The organism is Sulfitobacter dubius (assembly GCF_900113435.1).
In the GTDB taxonomy this organism is placed as follows: domain Bacteria; phylum Pseudomonadota; class Alphaproteobacteria; order Rhodobacterales; family Rhodobacteraceae; genus Sulfitobacter; species Sulfitobacter dubius.
The window spans coordinates 606,239-625,052 of the sequence record NZ_FOPG01000002.1 but is presented as its reverse complement, the minus strand read 5'-3'; the positions used below and the strand labels follow the sequence as shown (position 1 = coordinate 625,052).

The following is an 18,814-nucleotide window of genomic DNA, read 5'->3' as shown; positions in this document are numbered from 1 at the left end:
CATGACGATTTCTCAAGGTTCCACGCTGCCCGATGCAAAACTGGTTCAGATGGGCGCGGATGGGCCCGAGCCGGTACAGATGGCCGACAAGCTTAAGGGCCGCAAAGTGGTGATCTTTGCCGTACCGGGCGCCTTCACGCCGACCTGCCACTCTGCCCATGTGCCGAGCTTTGTGCGCACCAAGGATCGGTTCGACGCCAAAGGCGTGGATGAGGTGATCTGCGTTTCTTGCAACGACCCTTTCGTGATGAAAGCTTGGGGCGAAGCAACCGGCGCAACCGAGGCCGGGATCACAATGCTGGCTGACGCCAGCAGCGAATTCACCCGCGCCATCGGCATGGAGTTCGACGCGGCCCCTGCCGGTTTGGTCGCACGGTCCAAGCGCTATGCGATGCTCGTCGAAGACGGCAAGGTGACACTTTGGCAACCCGAGGAAAGCCCCGGCACCTGCGAGATTTCCGGCGGCGAAGCGCTGCTGGACAATATGTAAAACGCGAACGCCCGGCCAGATTGGCCGGGCGTTTTGCTAACTGGGGCTGCCCCCTCAAGGTCGCACGGGCGAAGGCCTACTCTGCAGCAGCCTGCACAATGGTACGCGTGGGGAACGGAATATCGACACCGCCCTCATCCAGAGCCTCTTTGACCTTGCGGGTCATATCGGCCTTGAAGGCAAAATAATCATCCGCGCTGCACCAGACCCGCACAAGAAAATCAACGGAACTGTCGCCAAGGTTGCTCACCTGCACAAAGGGTTCAGGATCGGCATGCGCGCGCGCGTCTGCTGTGATCGTGCTGCGAATGATCTCTTCGGCGGTCTTGAGGTTCGCACCATAGCCCACACCAAAGGTCCATTCCGCGCGGCGGGTCGGGTTTACCGAATAGTTGGTGATCACATTGCCCCAAACCTCAGAGTTCGGCACGATGACTTGCACGTTGCTTAGATCAGCCAGCACGGTGTAGTTGAGGTTGATCTGCTTGACCGTGCCCATTTCGCCCGCGATCACAACGAAATCCCCGATTTTAATCGGGCGGAACAAGATCAACATGACGCCCGCCGCCACATTCGACAGCGTGCCTTGCAAAGCCAAACCGATGGCCAGACCCGCCGCACCAATGACTGCCACGACCGATGTCGTTTTGACCCCAAAGGTGTTGAGCACGAACAGAACCGTAAAACCCAGCACCACATAGCGCACGATTGAGGCCAGAAATTCGAACAGCATCTCGTCAAGGTGCTTGTTCCGCTTGCCAAGGTTTTCGACACGGTGTTGCAGCCAACTTGAGATGACCCACCCCAGCAACAGGATCACAATCGCCCCAATCACCGAACCCGCCGCACTGGCAAGGAATTCAAGCGTCAGCAGATCGGCGATCGTCTTGCCCTGCCACAGTTCCGTTTCAAACAAATCTTGCATCCGGTCTCTCCGTCAGTCTTTCCCGGCCCCAAAGAGACCATCCATCTTGCGCGCCAGTTTCGCATCAAGCGAGCTTAGCCCATCTACGTCATGGGTGATCAACGTCACCTCCACACGGTTGTAAACGTTGCTCCATTCGGGATGGTGATTCCATTTTTCCGCCCAGATTGCCACCCTTGTCATCCAGCCAAAGGCGTCGGCGAAATCCTTGAACTTGAACGTCTTGTGGATCGCATCCCGGCTTTCGACCATCTCCCAGCCGGTATTGAACAGCGGATGCAGCAGGGTTTTGCGGGTCTCGATGCTTAATCTCTCGGTCATTCTTGTTCCTCAATCGTCGTCTTTTTGAAGGGGCCGTAGTCGGTCAGCACGCTGATCTCTTCGTCCACGGCGTCGCGTTCGGCCTGCAGATACTCCCCCACGGCAGAGGCAAAACCCGGATCGCGCATCCAATGCAGCGACCATGTGGGTGACGGCAGATAGCCGCGTGCGAGCTTGTGTTCGCCCTGCGCGCCCGCCTCTACTCGGGAAAGCCCATGGGCGATGGCGAAATCCATGGCGCGATAATAGCACAGCTCAAAGTGCAGAAAGGGGTGGTGTTCGGTACAGCCCCAGTAGCGGCCAAAGAGCGTCTCTGCTCCGATGAAGTTGAGCGCCCCGGCAATCCAACGCCCGTCACGTTCAGCCAGCACCAGCGCAATATCTTCGCGCAGGCTTTCCTGCGCATGGTCAAAGAATTCCCGCGTGAGATAGGGCGAACCCCATTTCCGCGCGCCGGTGTCTTGGTAGAACTGCCAGAAGGCATCCCAATGTTCGGGTTCGATCTGATCGCCGGTGAAAGTGTGGATCGTGCCGCCAAAATCCTGCGCCTGAGAGCGTTCCTTGCGGATATTCTTGCGCTTGCGCGAGGATAGACTGGCGAGGAAACCGTCGAAATCGGCATAATCGCGGTTGTGCCAGTGAAACTGCTGACTTTTGCGGCTCATCAGGCCCAAAGCTTCGGCCCGGGTGACTTCGCCCTCGGTGCAAAAGGTCACATGTAGCGAGGACAGCGCGTTATTGTCGGTCAGTTGCACCGCGCCCTGAACCAGCGCGGCGGTGCCCGCCTCTTCGAACCCGGGCCGCACCAGAAAGCGCCGCCCGGTGGCGGGGGTATGCGGCACCGCGATCTGGAGTTTCGGGTAATAGCGCCCGCCCGCGCGTTCATAGGCATGTGCCCAGTTATGGTCGAAGATATATTCGCCTTGGCTGTGCGATTTGGCATACATTGGCGCCACGGCGATCACTTGGCCCGCAATCCGTGCAACCAGATACTGCGGCTGCCAACCCGTGCCGGGCCCGACTGACCCGCTGCGCTCCAAGGCCGATAGGAATCGATAGGTCGTGAAAGGGTCACGCGGACGCGCCCCGTCTGCGGCCTCAGGACAGGCGCAGGCGTCCCAATCCTCTTGGCCGATCTGTGCCAGTTCCGGCACCACCGTAATCTCGATTTCCTGCGCGCTCATCTGAACCTTGCCTGCCTTGCGTCCTATGTGTGGCCTTGGCCCCGCGGATCAAGGGCGCGGCTGGGGTAGATAGCTTTCAAAGGTAACGTTCTGGGCCACCTGACGTGCGATGTCTTCTTCGGCTTGACTACGAATCGTCCAACACAGCACCGCCGCACCACCGGCTTTCAACTCGGCCACACGGGGGCGGCTGAGGTCATCGGCCTCGTGGCTGATGAAACAGGCGCCACAGTCGGCATAGTCGGGAATTTCACGCAGCCGGTCGCAGGTCGCCGTGGGCAGCGGCCATTCATCGGCGCGGTAGCCGCTGGTGGTCAAGCCGCGTGGCACATCGGGCAACAACCGGGAGAGTTCTCGCACCGAATACGGGTTAAACGACATCACGGCCAGATCGCCGCGATAGGCGGCAAGAGGCCCGGCGGCTGCGGCCTCTAATGCGCCGACATCTGGCCCCATACCGCCATCTTGATCCTTGAACTCCACCAGCAGCGGCACGCGGCCGGCAACAAGATCAAGGATCTCTTCGAGCGTCGGGATGCCTTCGTCGCCGCCTTTGAGGGGGATCTTCGCCAGAGCCTCGGCATCGCGCAGGCGCAACGCACCTCGCTCTGCCGTCAACCGCTCCAGCCCATAATCGTGAAAGACCATCGCCTTACCATCGGCGCTAAGTTGCAGGTCGATCTCAATCCCGAACCCCGCCTCAACCGCCGCGCGGACAGCGACACGGCTGTTTTCGGACCGTCCGGCGGCGAGATCATGCAGCGCGCGATGCGCCAATGGAACATTCAGAAAGGCGGAAGGAAGGGTCATTCGATCTCAAAAATGCCTTCGATTTCGACGGCAACGCCCAGTGGCAACGATGCGGCAGAAACCGCCGACCGCGCGTGACGACCTGCCTCGCCCAAGGCCTCAACCATGAAATCTGATGCACCGTTGATCACCTTGGGCTGGTCGGTGAAATCTGCGGTGGAATTGACAAACCCGGTCAGTTTCACAACCCGCTTAAGCCGATCCAGATCCCCGTCACAAGCGGCGCGCACCTGCGCCAAAAGGCTTAGTGCACAGCTGCGCGCGGCAGCCGCCCCGGCGTCGACATCCATGCTGTCACCCAAACGCCCGACAATCAGCCCATCCGGCCCGTTCGAGATCTGGCCCGATACATAGACGGTGTTCCCTGTGAACACGAAGGGCACGTAGTTCGCGGCAGGTGCAGGGGCGTCGGGCAGGGTAATCCCGAGGTCGGCAAGGCGGGCGGTCAGGGACATGGCGTTCTCCTTTGGCTGCGGTTTCAAGCGGACGCTATCCGCCCTCAAGGCCGAGGAAAAGCCCCTTTGCCGCCTGGCCGGTCGACCGGGTCAGCTTTCGCGGAAGGCGCGGGCAAAATAGTCGGCCATGGGCTTGAGCAGATAGGCCATGGGAGAGCGTTCTCCGGTGCGGATAAAAGCCTCGACCGGCATGCCGGGTAGTAGGATGGTGCCTTCTTCCAGCTTGTCAGTTTCACCGGGATTCAGCGCAATCTCAGCTCGGTAATAGGTTTGCCCGGTGGCGTCGTCTTCGATGGAATCGGCGGACACTTGCAACACCTTGCCGATCAGTTCTGGCGTGGTGCGCTGGTTCAGGGCCGACAGGCGCAAGTTTACTTCTTGGCCCACCGCGACCTGATCAATGTGGATTGTTTGCACACGCGATGCGATGATCAACGGGCGATCTTGTGGGACAAGATACATCAGCGGTTCTGCTGCGCGCACGACCGAACGCGGCGTCTGTACTTGCATGGCGTAGATGATCCCCGACACCGGAGCGCGGATAGAAAGACGGTCAATTTCAGCCCTAAGCGCGCGGCGCTGTTCTGCCATTTCCAGCTCTCGATAGCGCAGGTCGCGCAACTGGGTGATCGCCTCTTCGCGGCCTGCTGAACGAAGTTTAAGGCGTTCGATATCAATCTCGGTCACACGCTCTTGGGACTGGGCTTTTTGCGCTGACAGTTCGCCGATCTGCCCCGTTAGACGGGCCTCTTCACGTTGCAGGTCCAACACGGCAGACGCCTGCGTCAACCCGCGATCCAACAGCGACTGTTGATTACCCAGTTCTTCTTCGATCAGGTCCAACTGCCGTGCCAGTGCCGTTTCCTGCGCGTCGACACCGCGGATTTGGGCGTTGATCTGCAAGCGGCGCTTGCCCAACTGCTCAAGCTCTTGGGCCACGCTGACGCGCCGCGCGTCGAACAGGTTACGCTGCCCGTCGATCAATTCCTGCACATCCGTATTTTCCGACCCAGCGGCGATCAATTCATCATCAAAGGTCACCGCGTCGGTTTCGTCGCGCTGCGCCTCCAACCGGCCCCGGCGGGCCATAAGTTCAAACAATTGCCCTTCGACGATGGCCAATTGCGAGGTGAGCTGCTCAGCGTCGAGTTGCAACAATACATCCCCGGCGGCGACGCTGTCGCCTTCATCAACGCGGATCTCGGCCACCACGCCACCCGTTTCATGCTGAACGATCTGCCGATTGCGGTCGACTTCGATCCGACCTGACGCAACAACAGCCCCAGCGATTTGGCTGGTCACGGCCCAAGTACCAAAGCCACCGAAAAGCACAATCAGCCCCAGAAACCCAAGGATCAAAGGCCGCGTTGCGGACCAACGCTTATCCGTTTGATCGCTCATGTTACACCCCCGGCATGCGCAGGCGCTTTTTTGATTTCGCGGTGGTTCTGCACCATTTCTGCCAGCACTTCATCCTTGGGGCCAAAGGCCTTGCGCATACCACCATCAAGCACCAGCAGCGTGTCGCATTCCTGAATGGCCGCTGGGCGATGCGCCATAATCAGCACCGAACGCCCGCTGGCTTTCATTTGCCGGATCGCATGGTTCAGCGCCTGTGAGCCGATATTATCAAGGTTCGAGTTCGGCTCATCCAACACAACGATCACCGGATCGTCATAAAGCGCCCGCGCCAGCCCGATACGCTGCATTTGCCCACCCGAAAGCCGTACCTGACCCGCGCGGATCGGCGTATCGTAGCCTTGGGGAAATTCAAGGATCATCTCATGGGCCGCTGCCATCTTGGCGGCTTTGACCACTTTGGCGTCATCCGGCTCGGACAAAAGACGGGCAATATTCTCGGCAATAGTGCCGTCAAACAACTGAACCCGCTGCGGCAGGTATCCAATGTGCCGTCCCAGCGTCTCGCTCCCGTAATGCTCTAGCGCAGCCCCGTCGAGGCGAATTGAGCCACCCGCAGGCTGCCAAACCCCGGTAAGAGTGCGCGCCAGCGTCGATTTGCCCGCCCCCGAAGGGCCGATCACGCCAACCGCTTGGCCCGGCTCTACGGTGAAGTTTATCGACTTTAACGCGGCTTGCTTCTCACCCGGAGCAACGACGGTCAGGGCCTTGGCGACCAGTTTGGCCTTGGGCTTGGGCAACGCGGTGCGCGCGGGTTCGACCCCGACAGCCCCCAAAAGCTGAGCCAGATTGGCCCAACCGGCCCGCCCGCGTTGCACCACCGGCCATTGGTTCAACGCCAATTCCACCGGAGCCAGTGCACGGCCCAGCAAGATTGAGCCAGCAATCATCGCACCCGGCGTCATCTGGTTTTGCAAAACCAGCCACGCGCCAAGACCCAGCATTGCCGATTGCAAAAACAACCGCAGCGTCTTTGTCATTGCTGTGAATGTACCGCCCACATCGGTTGATTTAACCTGCTGCTGCAGCGCCTGACCACGGGCCTGCTGCCAGCGCGAAAAAGCGGCGTCGCGCATGCCCATCGCCTGCACCATTTCGGCCTCGACCCTGATTTGGTCTGACATGGCATTTGCCGCCTGCCCCGAAATACCAGCTTGTGCTTGGCTTTCGCGCGACAGCAATTGGTTCGCCACGGTGATCGCCACCAGCACCGCCGCCCCGCTGAGCGCCAGCCAACCCAGCATTGGGTGAAACAGGAAGATCGCCGCGAAGAAGATGGGCGTCCAAGGTGCGTCGAAGGCGGCCATAAGAACGGGCGAGGTCATCAAACGCTGCACGGCCTCAAGATCCGCAAGGCTGGCATTGGTTTTCACATCCGGCGCCACCGCAGACTTGCGCACCACCGCATCAAACACCCGCCGGTCGAGATCGGATTGAAACCGCGCCCCCACCCGCGCCATGATCCGACCGCGCGTGTAATCCAGCACCCCCATCACACCATAAAGAAAGACAACCAGAACAGAGAGCGCGATCAGCGTTTCCTCAGAACCAGAGCCAAGCACACGGTCATAAACTTGCAGCATGTAAAGCGGGCCGGTCAGCATGAGCATATTGGCAAAAAGACTGAACAGCGCCACCGCCCAATAAAGCCCACGGCTGCGCCTGCGTATCTGCCGCAGCTCAGCCAGCCCTCTTTTCACAACATCGCTTTGCATCGATATCTACCAACCCTATCCGCCACCGAGCACCGCTGCGCAGTATGCCCTTTTTAAGGCATAATTAATTTAACAACTTATTGCCAACTTTCCTTTTGCGAAGGCCAACACCCAACCGCCCTAGCGATCGAGGAAACCCGGCGCGGGGGCGCTGGCCCCGTCGCCACTGCTGCCGCCCCCAAAGATGTCGCGCAAGACCCGATCAATCACGTTGTCCGCGCCACCGCCCTGATTGCCGCCCCCTTGGGGTTGCGATGTTTGAGGCTCCGGCACGGGCTGCGCTTCGCCGAAATCGCTCGGCGGTGCGGGGGCGAGCATCGGCAAGTCGGTCAATGGCATGCCCTCATGCACGCGGCTCATGGTTTCACGCCAAATCTCTGCCGGCAGGCCGCCGCCAGTGACCCCTGTCAGCGGTGTGTTATCGTCATAACCCATCCAGACACCGGCCACATAATCCGCCGAGAAACCGACAAACCATGCATCTTTGTTCGCTGAGGTCGTGCCCGTTTTCCCGGCCAGCTGACGACCGCCAAACTTGGCGCGTTGGCCCGTCCCTTCAGAGATGACCTTCTCCATCATGTAGACCAACTGCCGCGCGGCATCTTCTTGAATGACACGCTCGTTGATGCCGCCACCGGTCCCCATCAAGGGTTCGGTTTCGCCCAGCAGACGCAGATCAATCAGACCATAGGGCGTCACGGACGACCCGCCATTAAGAATGCCCGCATAGGCACCGGTCATTTCCAGCAGCGTGCTTTCCGACGCGCCAAGCGCCAGCGCGGGGCCAGCAGCCAGATCGCTTTTGATCCCGAATTGCGAGGCAACCGAGCTTACGATCTCACGCCCCACACTTTCGGAGACTTTGACCGCCGGAATGTTGAGCGAATTTTTGAGCGCATCGGTCAGGGTGACCGGGCCTTTGAAGTTCTTGGTGTAGTTCTTGGGGCACCATTGACCTGAGCCGGGGATGTTCAGGCAGTAAGGTTCGTCCACGATGATGTCATTGGGCGAATAGCCCAGATCGAGTGCCGCCGCATAGATGAAGGGTTTGAAGGCCGAGCCGGTCTGACGCATCGCCTGCGTGGCACGGTTGAATGCGCCTGCGACTTTGGTTTTGCGCCCCCCCACCAGTGCGCGCACCGCACCGTCCGAAGACATAACAACAATCGCTGCCTGCGCTTTCGAGCTTTCGCGCACCTTGTTCTCGAAAATCCATTTCAAGCCGTCTTCAGCCGCACGCTGGATGCGCTGATCGAGCGTCGTTTTAATGATGACATCTTCGGTGGTGTTGCGCGTAAAGAACTCCGGCCCCGAGGACATGACCCAATCGGCAAAGTAACCGCCTGCTTCGGCTTCTGCCGCTTCGGACAGTTGCGCGGGGTTGGCGATGGCTTCATCGGCTTCGGCAGCGGACAAATAGCCCTGTTCTTCCATCAGGCGGATCACTGTGGCGGCGCGGCTTTGTGACCGATCAAGGTTGTTGGTCGGCGAAAGCGTTGTGGGCGCGGTCAAAAGACCGGCCAGCATCGCCCCTTCGGACGCCGACAATGCTGCGGCAGGCTTGCCGAAGAAACGTTGCGCTGCGGCCTCGGCGCCAAAGGCACCGCCGCCCATATAGGCGCGATTAAGATAGATCGAGAGGATGTCGTTCTTGGTATATTTTAGCTCCATCGCCATGGAAAAGAGCGCTTCCTTGGCTTTGCGGCCCAAAGAAGAACGTCGGCAATCTGCCTCATATTCCTTTTCCGTCATGCCTGTGCTGGGGTCATAGGGTTCCCCAAGACAGAGCAGTTTTGCCGTTTGCTGCGTGATGGTGGAGCCACCGTGCCCCTGTAATGGGCCGCGCCCCTCGCTGAGGTTAATGCGCACAGCCGAAGCGATGCCCCGCGGGCTGACCCCGAAGTGACGGTAGAAACGCCGATCTTCGGTAGCGATGACCGCGTTTTTGAGGTGTTTGGAAACGGATTCAGCGGACACCACGCCGCCAAACTGGTCACCGCGCCACGCAAAGACGTCGCCTTCGCGGTCCAACATAGTGACAGAGCCACGCGCACGACCATCCAGCAATGCGTCAAGCGGCGGGATTGTGGTATAGATATAGCCGACAGCCAAGCCAAGAACGAGGAAAGCCACCAGGCTAACGCGCCAAGTTATTGTCCAGATCAAGCGCCAGAACCAACGAGCCAATCCGGCAAAAAAGCCACCGATGCCCCCGCGCCGAGGCCGTTTGGTCCGGGCTGGCTTACGGCGCGCGGGTGCCGCCTTGCGCGCGGCAGGTTTGGCCTGTGCACGCGACTTGGGTTTCGGCTTTGCCTTACCCGGATACCGCTTGTCCGCCACCAAAGGGCGCTTTCGCTTGTTCTTGTCGGTCATAAAATTGCCTGCCCGGCCCTATTTTTTGCCACTTTAGCCTGACTGCAGCGGTTTGTTTAGCGCTTCAAGGCGCAATCGGCGTCAATTGTCTGATTAATTTATAGGCAGATTCCAGCCAGCGCCCGCTTTTTGAGCAGCGGTGCCAATGAATGGCGCAAATTTGGCAAGCAAACCTGTCCAACAGCGCCTGATTCCCGGTTTTCTCGTGCTGCACGGGCAACCGCCCGCTTCGGTAAGCACGCATTCGGACCCGCAGACAGGAAACGACCATATGAAACCCATCTTAATACTTCCCCTTGCAGCGGCGGTCAGCGCCCTGCCCGGGCTGGCGCTGGCACAGGACGCAGAATACGCGACGCTGGCGGATACGACCTTCATCTTTAACACACTCCTCTTCCTGATCGGCGGCTTCCTCGTCTTTTGGATGGCGGCAGGCTTTGCCATGCTGGAGGCTGGACTTGTCCGATCCAAGAACGTGACAACGCAGTTGACCAAGAACATGGGCCTCTTTGCCATCGCGGCAGTCATGTATTGGCTGGTGGGATACAACATCATGTATCCCGGTGACGGTAATTGGATCATGGAAGGCGTCTTTGGCACCTTTGCCACCAAAGACATCAAGTCCGAGATCGACGCGGGCGGCTACTCCAACGCTTCCGACTTCTTCTTTCAGTTGATGTTCTGCGCCACCACGGCCTCCATCGTCTCAGGCGCGCTGGCCGAGCGGATTAAACTCTGGCCCTTCCTGATCTTCGTGGTCGTACTGACCGGCTTCATCTACCCGATCGAGGCATCCTGGCAGTGGGGCGGCGGTTTCCTTTCCGCGATGGGCTTTAGCGACTTTGCTGGCTCGACCCTCGTGCACGCTGCTGGTGGCTTTGCCGCACTCGCCGGGGCCATCGTACTGGGGCCGCGTTTGGGCAAATACGGCAAGGATGGCCGCGTTGTGCCGATGCCGGGCTCCAACCTTGCGCTCGCCACTCTGGGCACATTCATCCTGTGGATGGGCTGGTTCGGCTTTAACGGCGCCTCGCAGCTTGCCATGGGCACCATCGAAGACGTTGACGCCGTGGCGCAAATCTTTGCCAACACCAATATGGCCGCTGCCGCTGGTGCCGTTGCCGCGCTGATCCTGACACAGGTGATGTACAAAAAGGTCGACCTGACCATGGTGCTGAACGGTGCGCTGGCGGGCCTCGTCTCGATCACTGCCGGACCGCTTGACCCGACATTGTTCGGCGCGCTTTGGATCGGTGCCGTTGGTGGTGTCATCGTGGTCTTCACCGTGCCCATGCTCGACAAGTTCAAGATCGATGACGTGGTCGGCGCGATCCCGGTTCACCTGATCGCTGGCTTCTGGGGCACGCTGGTTGTGCCGGTCTACACCGAAGGCACATCCTTCGTGACGCAGATCATTGGTTTTGCCGCGGTTGGCATCTTCGTCTTCGTGGTCAGCATCGTGGTCTGGATGATCATCAAGGCCGTAGCAGGCATCCGCGTCAGCGAAGAAGCTGAGATCACCGGTCTGGATATGTCGGAACTGGGGATGGAAGCCTACCCCGAGTTCGCCAAGGGCTAAACCCTAGCGACATCGCTAAACAATCGACCGCCCGACCTGAAAAGGCCGGGCGGTTTTGCGTTAGGCCACCAGCGGTAAAGAAATCGTAAAGGTTGTCCCGACACCCGGTGCGCTGACATAGCGGATGCTGCCATTGTGACGGTCCAAAATCTGCCGTGTGATATGCAGCCCCAGTCCGCTGCCATAGGCGGTTTTCGTGTCGGAGCTGTCCAGCTGGCAAAACCGTGCAAACACTTGATCTTCGGCCCCCGGTGGGATGCCACAGCCACTGTCACTCACGGCCACCACGGCCACCCCCGCTTCACACCGCAGGCTAACCTCGACCAACCCACCCAGAGGTGAAAACTTCACCGCGTTCGACAGCACGTTGGACAGAGCTTGGGCCAGCCGCGCGGGATCGCCTTCCACCATCAGCGCAGCTTCAGGAATGTCACAGGTAAAGCGAATATTCTTCTCGGGCTGCAGGCTCTCTGCCTGCGCCAGCGCGTTCTGAACCATGGGGCCGAGTGCGCATCGTTTCGGGTCTATGCTGAACTGCGCGCTGCTGAGGCACTGGGTATCAATCAAATCATTCACCAGCTTTGTCAGCGCCTCGGAACTGCTGGTCGCCTTTGCGATCAAGCGGGCCTTTTGCGCCTCGTTTACCTTGGTGCCGCCTTGCGACAACAAGCCAAGCGCGCCGTTAATCACCGTCAGCGGGGTCCGCAGTTCGTGGCTTACCGTGGAAAGAAATTGCGCCTGCATCTGTTCGGCGGCAATCGCCTTTTGCGCGGCAATCTTCTGTACGGTGACATCCAAAAGCGCCACGGCCCAGCCGACGTGCTTTTGCCCCATTCCCAAAGAAATCGCATGGGCGCGCACGGCGAAATGGCGGTGACCCAGCTGAAAGTCAGTCACATCTGGCAAACAGCCCTGTGCCGCGAGGTAGCGGATAATCGACCCTAACTCTCCGAATTCACGCAGCGCCGGGGCATGCACGGCCTCCCGGCGCAGCAATTCTGCCGCCGCTGGGTTCGTCTCAAGTGCCTCTCCCTCGGGGTCGATCACAAAAACCGGATCGGTGCTGTTGTAAAATAAAAGCTCCCGCGCAATTGCGCTGACGTCAATCCAGCGGTTGTCGGCCACCAGCCAGACCACCAGCGTCAGCGAAAGAGCAAAGGAAAATGGCGTAGGGTCGGTGTGAAACAGGGTAACCCCGCCCATAATATAAGTCAGATTGGCCACCATCGGGATGAGCGTCGCAGCAAAAAGCTTGAGAAAAAAGCTCCGTACTGCTGGATTTGCCGAACGCACTGCGCGGCCCGCGACGACTGCGGCCGCCATGATGACCATATAAAGATATGTAATCGCTACAAAAAACAGCGGACCATGGTCGGACAGAATATATGATCCATTCTCCCCCGCCAGCCATTTGGTCTCTGATCCGTAAAACTTTCCATGCCAATTGTTGGTTACCGCCCCAAGGGTGATAAGCGCAGGCGCGACAACACTGCAAAGCGGCACCAGCCGCCGCGGCACCTTGGCCCCAAGCGCGTATTCATAAAGAAAAAAGGCCCAAAATGTCGGCAGCAGCACAAAGCCGATCCACGCCCAACGGCTGATCGCAAAGGCACAGGAGGCCGAAGTGGCGGAAAGCTCTATCCCGACGGACAGAAGCCAGAAATCCATGGCAAAGATGGCCCATAGGAACCAATGTTTACCGGGCAGGCTGCTATGTCCACGCACCCAAAGGGCCAGCACGGTGACGAGCGAAGCCGTCACAATCACCAGCTGCACAGCTGGCATGCTTACATCCATTCGAATGCACTGAAAAATTGATTCTAAAATCTGTCTGACCCTGAGTTTTCCCCAGAGGTATCCAAACAGACCATTCCGACCAAGTTTTGATCTAATCTGGACAGAACCGGGGCAATGGTGCCGCTGTGGTCCGGATCAACCCGGTACAGATAAAGAGATCGGGCCGCGACAGGCGCGGCCCAGATTGTTGTTAGATACCTACGTCAATGATCGCGCGGGCCAGAATTGGCACGCTGTTCTGGTTCAACCCTGCGATGTTCATACGGCTGTCACCCACCATATAGATGCCATGCTTTTCACGCAGCGCTTCGACCTTGTCCGGCGTGGTGCCAAGACGCGAGAACATGCCGCGGTGCTGAGCGAGGAAGCCAAAACGGTCCGATCCAGACAAGCGCTGCAATTCACCGGCCAGGTGCTCGCGCAGGGCCAGCATGGCGTTGCGGACGTCCTCCAACTCGGCCTTCCAGTCAGCCTTGAGTTCGTCATCGGTCAGGATGGTCGACACGATCCGCGCGCCGTGGTCGGGCGGGAAGCTGTAGTTCTGGCGGTTGAGGAAGGCCAAAGTGGCTTGGTTCAGCCCTTGGGCCGCTTCGGAAGCCACCAGCATCAGGATGCCGGTCCGCTCGCGGTAGATCCCGAAGTTCTTGGAGCAGCTTGCCGCGATCAGGCACTCAGGCACCGAAGACGCCACTTTGCGGGTCGCGGCGGCATCGGCTTCCAGCCCGTTGCCAAAGCCCTGATAGGCGATGTCGATCATCGGCACGGCACCAGTGCTTTGCAGCACTTCGATCACCGCATCCCATTCACTGCTGTTAAGGTTCGCACCGGTCGGGTTGTGGCAGCAGCCGTGCAGCAGGACCACATCGCCCTTCTTGGCGGTCTTGAGGTCTTCGATCATCCCATCGAAGTTCACGCCGCCGGTTTCGCTGTCGAAATAACGGTAGTTGACCACTTCCATCCCCAGATAGGACAGGATCGACAGGTGGTTCGGCCATGTCGGGTCAGACACAAAAACGCGCGCATCGGGATTGGCCATACGCACCAGTTCAAACGCCTGACGCACAGCACCGGTGCCACCGGGGGTGGCGGCGGCGGCAATCGCGCCGCGCGGCACGGCATCGCCCAGCACAAGCGCAGCCATCGCGTTGGTATAGGCCGGATCGCCGGCCAAACCGGTGTACACTTTGGTGTCTTGGTTTTCCCAGATGCGCTGCTCGGCGGCTTTGACGGCGCGCATCACCGGGGTGTTGCCGCTGGCGTCTTTGTAGACACCGACGCCGAGGTCGATCTTCGTGTCGCGCGGGTCTTCGCGGTAGGCCTGTACAAGGGCGAGGATCTTGTCAGCGGGTTGCGCCTTGAGCGTCTCGAACATGGGGTTCTCCGGTTGGAAGGTAACTAAAAAGGGTTAAGCCGCGCCAGTGGCGACGGGCACGGTGGGAAACATGCCCCACTCCGCCCAAGAGCCATCGTAGAGCGACCATTTGCGGTGACCCGCCCGCTCCAGCGCCAGCGCCAGCACGGCGGCGGTGATGCCCGACCCGCAAGAGGTGATGACGGGTTTCGACAGGTCCACGCCCGCCGCCTCGAAAATGGCGCGGGTCTCTTCGGAGGTCTTCATAGTCTTGTCGTCGTTGAGCAATTCGGTGAAGGGCACATTGCGCGCGCCCGGAATATGACCAGCCCGCAGCCCCGCACGCGGCTCAGGCGCGTCACCACGGAAGCGTGCGGCGGCGCGGGCGTCAACGATCTGCGGATCCCCGAGCTTGGAGGCATGGGCGACCTGCGTCACATCGCGCACCAGTTGGTTCTGAAAGCGCACGGTCATATGGCGATCACGCGGAACGGGCGGCATATCTTCGGTCTCGCGCCCCTCGGCCTGCCATTTCGGCAGACCACCATCCAGCACGGCGACGTTCTCTTGCCCCATCAGCCGGAACAGCCACCAGACACGCGCCGCAGACATCAGCCCCGCGCCGTCATAGACCACCACTTGATGCCCATCACCCACGCCCATCGCGCGCAGGCGTGACATGAATTTCTCAATCGGGGGGGCCATATGCGGCAGGTCCGACCGCGCGTCCGAGATGTCATCAATGTCAAAGAAACGCGCGCCGGGGATATGGGCGGCGTCATACTCGGCCTTCGGATCGCGCCCGGCGTCGGGCAAATACCACGAGGCATCAAGGATGCGCAGGTCGGGGTCTTTCAGGTGCTGAGCCAACCAGTCGGTTGAAACCAATGTCTTGGGATCGTCGGCCATGGGGGCCTCCTTCGTCGCGGGCGTTGCCCTTGACTATAACCGGTAGGGGATGCTGGCAAGTGGAAGGGGGTAGTGAGAGGTGTAAGGAGGGCCATCGCCTGCCCGTGGGGTGGCGATGCTACGGGCTGTTGGCACCACCTTATGGTTCAGCTTTGATGTGTGCCGTCAAGGAGGCGCCCGCCTCACCAAATCGCCAGCCCGGTCGCACCAAAGGTGCGCCTAGTGTATTCTGGCACGCCTCTGGCGTGATGGGCGGGCAGGCGATGGCCCGGCGCCTGCGGCTTGCCCGGGCCTGCCGCGCGTATCAGCCGTGATCCTTCAACAACCGCTGCTTCTGCCGCGACCAATCGCGCTTGGCCGCCGTCTCGCGCTTGTCATGCAGCTTCTTACCCTTGGCCACGCCGATCTTGATCTTCGCCATGCCGCGATGGTTGAAATACATCACCAGCGGCACCAGCGTCATGCCCTTGCGCTGCGTCGCGTTCCACAGGTCCGCCAATTGCTTGCGGCTCACCAACAACTTACGGCGACGGCGTTCCTCATGCTGAAAGGTCTTGGCCTGCTTGTAGGGCGCCACATAGGAATTCACCAACCACAGCTCGCCATCCTCCACGGCGGCGTAACTCTCGGCGATATTCGCCCCACCTTCGCGCAGAGATTTGACCTCGGACCCTTCAAGGATGATGCCGCATTCGATGTCTTCTTCGATAGCGTAATCAAACCGCGCGCGGCGGTTTTCGGCGATCACCTTGTAGTTCGGATCGGATTTGGAGCTGGATTTGACCTGTGACATGCCAAAGCATGTAGAGCGCCCCCCGCCCCGGTGCAAGATGCTGCCGTTCAGTCACCCAGTTTGGCGTGCACCTCATCAAGATCAATCTCCCCCACGGGCAGCTTGTTCCCCGGATTGTCGAAGTCATATTTGAACAGGTCGAAGTCGCGTTTGTAGATCTCGCGCATCAGATGCATCGACAGATCGTCAAAGTAATCCTCAACCGGATGCGCCCGCTTGGGCCCGTGGCCCTCGCTTTCGTTAAAGCGCGGGATCGCCGCCAGATCAACCTTATGCGGCGTGTCCACGGCATCGAGCACCTGCTGCATGCCTTCGTTAAATTGCTCGGTCCAAAAGATATTATCGTAGGTGCCACCGTTGATGATGAATGTGCTGACGTGCCCCGACACCGCAGACCAGTGAATGTCCGGGTCCATCGGCCGCCGCCAGCGGATGGTATCGCGCGCAAACAACAAGAAGCGCCGGAAGCTGGCGATCTGGTCAAACTCCTGCTTGCCGTCATCGCCGCCCACGTCGATCCCGTATTTCTGCACCAGCAGCGGCACCAGATTGCCGCGATACCGCCTCCCATTGCGCTGGATGCCGCAAATCTTGTCAAAGAAGGATGACAAAACCCGCGTGTAGGGATTGCGCACACAGGTAAAGGCATAGGACTTGCGCGCTGTCACATTATCGGTAATCGGCCCCTGCGATGCATCCAAGGCCCATTTGTGGATGCCTGCCTTGGCATCATGGATGTCCCCGTCAAAGAATTCGCCGTGATCGGAATAATACATGATCTGCCCGATGGTCGAACAGGCGCATTTGGGCACCACCCGGTACACCATGCTCTCGCTCTCCGTCATCCATGTTCCGGGAAAACCCATGCTCGCTCGCCTCCTGCTGGCGCTGACTGTTTTGAGCAACAATCTGGCCTTGCAGCAAAAAAGCAAAGAAATGCTGTTTATTCAATCGGTCTTCACGATTAACTAGGTAAATGACCCACGACAAAAGGCCGATGCAAGCGGGCCGCGACAAGGACATTCGGTATCCTGCATGGCGAAAATTGCCTATATCCTGCTGTGCCACAAGGATCCGGAGGCTGTTATCCGGCAGGCCGAGCGGCTGACCGCCGTGGGCGATTACATGGCGATCCACTTCGACGCTTCCGCCAGTACCGAGGATTACGTCCAGATCACCACCGCCCTTGGCGACAACCCCAGCGTCACCTTCCCGCGAAACCGCATCCGCTGCGGCTGGGGCGAATGGTCTTTGGTACAGGCCACGCTGGATACGCTCACCGCCGCGCTGCAAAGCTTCCCCCGCGCCACGCATTTCTACCTGATGTCCGGCGATTGCATGGCAATCAAATCCGCCGAATACGCGCATCAGTTTCTTGACGAGAACGACACCGACTTCATCGAAAGCGTGGATTATTTCGACAGCGATTGGATCAAGACCGGCTGGAAAGAAGAGCGGCTGATCTATCGCCACTGGTTCAACGAACGCACACAGCGCAAGCGGTTCTACGCGATGTTTGAGGTCCAGAAACGCCTTGGCCTCACCCGCAAAATCCCCGCCGACCTTCAGGTGCAAATCGGCAGCCAATGGTGGTGCCTGCGCCGCCGCACCATTGAGGCGCTGATAGCATTCACCCATCGCCGCCGCGACGTGATGCGCTTTTTCCGCAGCACATGGATCCCGGATGAGACGTTTTTCCAAACCCTCGTGCGCCATCTGGTCCCCGAGGCCGAAATTTCCAACCGCAGCCTGACCTTCCTGCTGTTCTCCGACTACGGCATGCCGGTCACATTCTACAACGATCACTACGATCTGCTGCTCGGTCAAAACCACCTCTTCGCGCGCAAAATCAGCCCCGAAGCGCTGGACCTCAAACGCCGCCTCGGCCTGCTCTATTCCGCCCGAGGGGTACAGTTTCAGATCAGCAACGAAGGCCGCAACCTCTTTAAGTTTCTCACTGCGCGGGGCCGTATTGGCCGCCGCTTCGCCCCCCGCTTTTGGGAGATCGAAGCCAGCCTTGGTCGCGAACGTGAACTGCTGATCGTCATCGCAAAGAAATGGCATGTGGCCAAACGTGTGCTCGAGCGCATGCGTCAGGTGACCAACCTGCCCGCCATCGACTTTTTGTTTAATGAGCAAGACACCCCCCTGCCCGACCTCGGCGGCATCCAAACCACGCTTGAAAAACGCACCCGCCACCGGCGCGCGCTGATGCGGATGCTCTATAACTATTATGATAGCGAGCGGCTGATCGTCTGTATGGATACATCCAACCTCGACCTGCTGAATGATTTCGCCTCGGACCGCGCCCAAGTGCGCATGCTTGAGATCGAATGCAAGCTGACAGACCGGTACTTGACTGACCACGCCCTACGCATCGGGCTGGCCGGAGAGCAGACGTCCCAAGAAACCCTGACGCGCCTGCTGCCCACAATCCGAGGCGACATGCTGCACGAAGCCGATCAAATTCGTGATGCTCAGTTCGAAAATTATGGCCGCCTGTCTGAGTACGCCGACACAGAGACCAATACCGCAGCATTGGCACGCTTCTTGACCGTTACTGAGGATAAGGCCCGCGCGATCGCGCAGACCGATAATCTCTTCGCAGATTAGCACCACCACTCTAACTACATGGAACAGCCCCGACCGACAGGCGTTGGACCCGGAACGCCGATACCGCGCACCATCTGCGG

At 59.5% G+C, this 18,814-nt stretch carries 16 protein-coding genes; 3 read left to right on the top strand and 13 right to left on the bottom strand.

What is annotated here, in order from left to right; genetic code table 11:
• Window position 1 precedes the first annotated feature (1 nt).
• On the top strand, window positions 2-490 hold the full coding sequence (locus BM229_RS11735) for a peroxiredoxin (RefSeq protein ID WP_093927811.1): 489 nt from the start codon (window positions 2-4) through the stop codon (window positions 488-490).
• Between the two features lie 76 nt (window positions 491-566).
• Here BM229_RS11735 and BM229_RS11730 read toward each other — a convergent pair whose 3' ends face one another.
• From BM229_RS11730 to BM229_RS11695, 8 genes are all read right to left on the bottom strand, one after another.
• Complete coding sequence (locus BM229_RS11730; RefSeq protein ID WP_093927810.1) at window positions 567-1,415, bottom strand: mechanosensitive ion channel family protein; 849 nt, start codon at window positions 1,413-1,415, stop codon at window positions 567-569.
• A 12-nt stretch (window positions 1,416-1,427) separates the two neighbouring features.
• On the bottom strand, window positions 1,428-1,736 hold the full coding sequence (locus BM229_RS11725; RefSeq protein ID WP_093927809.1) for a 4a-hydroxytetrahydrobiopterin dehydratase: 309 nt from the start codon (window positions 1,734-1,736) through the stop codon (window positions 1,428-1,430).
• Complete coding sequence (locus BM229_RS11720; protein WP_093927808.1) at window positions 1,733-2,920, bottom strand: GNAT family N-acetyltransferase; 1,188 nt, start codon at window positions 2,918-2,920, stop codon at window positions 1,733-1,735. Before BM229_RS11720 ends, BM229_RS11725 begins: the two co-directional genes overlap by 4 nt.
• A 48-nt stretch (window positions 2,921-2,968) precedes the next feature.
• Window positions 2,969-3,730: a glycerophosphodiester phosphodiesterase family protein gene (locus BM229_RS11715; RefSeq protein ID WP_093927807.1), complete on the bottom strand. Its 762-nt coding sequence runs from the start codon at window positions 3,728-3,730 to the stop codon at window positions 2,969-2,971.
• Window positions 3,727-4,185 carry a RidA family protein gene (locus tag BM229_RS11710; protein ID WP_093927806.1) on the bottom strand — a complete coding sequence of 153 codons (459 nt, stop codon included), beginning with the start codon at window positions 4,183-4,185 and terminating at the stop codon, window positions 3,727-3,729. Before BM229_RS11710 ends, BM229_RS11715 begins: the two co-directional genes overlap by 4 nt.
• Before the next feature lie 90 nt (window positions 4,186-4,275).
• Window positions 4,276-5,586 carry an HlyD family type I secretion periplasmic adaptor subunit gene (locus BM229_RS11705; protein ID WP_093927805.1) on the bottom strand — a complete coding sequence of 437 codons (1,311 nt, stop codon included), beginning with the start codon at window positions 5,584-5,586 and terminating at the stop codon, window positions 4,276-4,278.
• Window positions 5,583-7,319: a type I secretion system permease/ATPase gene (locus BM229_RS11700; RefSeq protein WP_093927804.1), complete on the bottom strand. Its 1,737-nt coding sequence runs from the start codon at window positions 7,317-7,319 to the stop codon at window positions 5,583-5,585. Before BM229_RS11700 ends, BM229_RS11705 begins: the two co-directional genes overlap by 4 nt.
• A 120-nt stretch (window positions 7,320-7,439) precedes the next feature.
• Complete coding sequence (locus tag BM229_RS11695) at window positions 7,440-9,692, bottom strand: transglycosylase domain-containing protein (RefSeq protein WP_208604070.1); 2,253 nt, start codon at window positions 9,690-9,692, stop codon at window positions 7,440-7,442.
• 271 nt (window positions 9,693-9,963) lie between these two features.
• On the opposite strand from BM229_RS11695, the gene amt reads away from it, so the two are divergent.
• Window positions 9,964-11,271, top strand: a complete 1,308-nt coding sequence (gene amt, locus BM229_RS11690; RefSeq protein ID WP_093927803.1) for an ammonium transporter — start codon at window positions 9,964-9,966, stop codon at window positions 11,269-11,271.
• 60 nt (window positions 11,272-11,331) lie between these two features.
• Here amt and BM229_RS11685 read toward each other — a convergent pair whose 3' ends face one another.
• The 5 genes from BM229_RS11685 to BM229_RS11665 form a co-directional block, all read right to left on the bottom strand.
• Entirely contained in the window at window positions 11,332-13,056 is a 1,725-nt protein-coding gene (locus BM229_RS11685; RefSeq protein ID WP_167360242.1) for a histidine kinase N-terminal 7TM domain-containing protein, read from the bottom strand.
• Window positions 13,057-13,258: 202 nt separating this feature from the next.
• A complete protein-coding gene (locus tag BM229_RS11680) occupies window positions 13,259-14,440 on the bottom strand; it encodes an amino acid aminotransferase (protein ID WP_093927801.1) in 1,182 nt (393 codons plus the stop codon).
• 33 nt (window positions 14,441-14,473) lie between these two features.
• Window positions 14,474-15,328, bottom strand: a complete 855-nt coding sequence (gene sseA / locus BM229_RS11675; RefSeq protein WP_093927800.1) for a 3-mercaptopyruvate sulfurtransferase — start codon at window positions 15,326-15,328, stop codon at window positions 14,474-14,476.
• Between the two features lie 304 nt (window positions 15,329-15,632).
• Window positions 15,633-16,121, bottom strand: coding sequence for an SsrA-binding protein SmpB (gene smpB, locus BM229_RS11670; protein ID WP_067266812.1), 489 nt, complete (start codon window positions 16,119-16,121; stop codon window positions 15,633-15,635).
• A gap of 47 nt (window positions 16,122-16,168) precedes the next feature.
• Window positions 16,169-16,987: a sulfotransferase family protein gene (locus BM229_RS11665; protein WP_093927799.1), complete on the bottom strand. Its 819-nt coding sequence runs from the start codon at window positions 16,985-16,987 to the stop codon at window positions 16,169-16,171.
• Window positions 16,988-17,156: 169 nt separating this feature from the next.
• Here BM229_RS11665 and BM229_RS11660 point away from each other — a divergent pair, with 169 nt between their 5' ends.
• Entirely contained in the window at window positions 17,157-18,734 is a 1,578-nt protein-coding gene (locus BM229_RS11660) for a DUF5928 domain-containing protein (protein ID WP_093927798.1), read from the top strand.
• Window positions 18,735-18,814: the final 80 nt, after the last annotated feature.

Coding starts and splice junctions, on each gene's coding strand:
- BM229_RS11720 (WP_093927808.1), bottom strand. CDS start 2,920: ATGAGCGCGCAGGAAATCGAGATTACGGTGGTGCCGGAACTGGCACAG.
- BM229_RS11660 (WP_093927798.1), top strand. CDS start 17,157: ATGGCGAAAATTGCCTATATCCTGCTGTGCCACAAGGATCCGGAGGCT.
- BM229_RS11700 (WP_093927804.1), bottom strand. CDS start 7,319: ATGCAAAGCGATGTTGTGAAAAGAGGGCTGGCTGAGCTGCGGCAGATA.
- BM229_RS11710 (WP_093927806.1), bottom strand. CDS start 4,185: ATGTCCCTGACCGCCCGCCTTGCCGACCTCGGGATTACCCTGCCCGAC.
- amt (WP_093927803.1), top strand. CDS start 9,964: ATGAAACCCATCTTAATACTTCCCCTTGCAGCGGCGGTCAGCGCCCTG.
- smpB (WP_067266812.1), bottom strand. CDS start 16,121: ATGTCACAGGTCAAATCCAGCTCCAAATCCGATCCGAACTACAAGGTG.
- BM229_RS11715 (WP_093927807.1), bottom strand. CDS start 3,730: ATGACCCTTCCTTCCGCCTTTCTGAATGTTCCATTGGCGCATCGCGCG.
- BM229_RS11705 (WP_093927805.1), bottom strand. CDS start 5,586: ATGAGCGATCAAACGGATAAGCGTTGGTCCGCAACGCGGCCTTTGATC.
- BM229_RS11725 (WP_093927809.1), bottom strand. CDS start 1,736: ATGACCGAGAGATTAAGCATCGAGACCCGCAAAACCCTGCTGCATCCG.
- BM229_RS11665 (WP_093927799.1), bottom strand. CDS start 16,987: ATGGGTTTTCCCGGAACATGGATGACGGAGAGCGAGAGCATGGTGTAC.
- BM229_RS11730 (WP_093927810.1), bottom strand. CDS start 1,415: ATGCAAGATTTGTTTGAAACGGAACTGTGGCAGGGCAAGACGATCGCC.
- BM229_RS11735 (WP_093927811.1), top strand. CDS start 2: ATGACGATTTCTCAAGGTTCCACGCTGCCCGATGCAAAACTGGTTCAG.
- BM229_RS11680 (WP_093927801.1), bottom strand. CDS start 14,440: ATGTTCGAGACGCTCAAGGCGCAACCCGCTGACAAGATCCTCGCCCTT.
- sseA (WP_093927800.1), bottom strand. CDS start 15,328: ATGGCCGACGATCCCAAGACATTGGTTTCAACCGACTGGTTGGCTCAG.
- BM229_RS11685 (WP_167360242.1), bottom strand. CDS start 13,056: ATGCCAGCTGTGCAGCTGGTGATTGTGACGGCTTCGCTCGTCACCGTG.
- BM229_RS11695 (WP_208604070.1), bottom strand. CDS start 9,692: ATGACCGACAAGAACAAGCGAAAGCGCCCTTTGGTGGCGGACAAGCGG.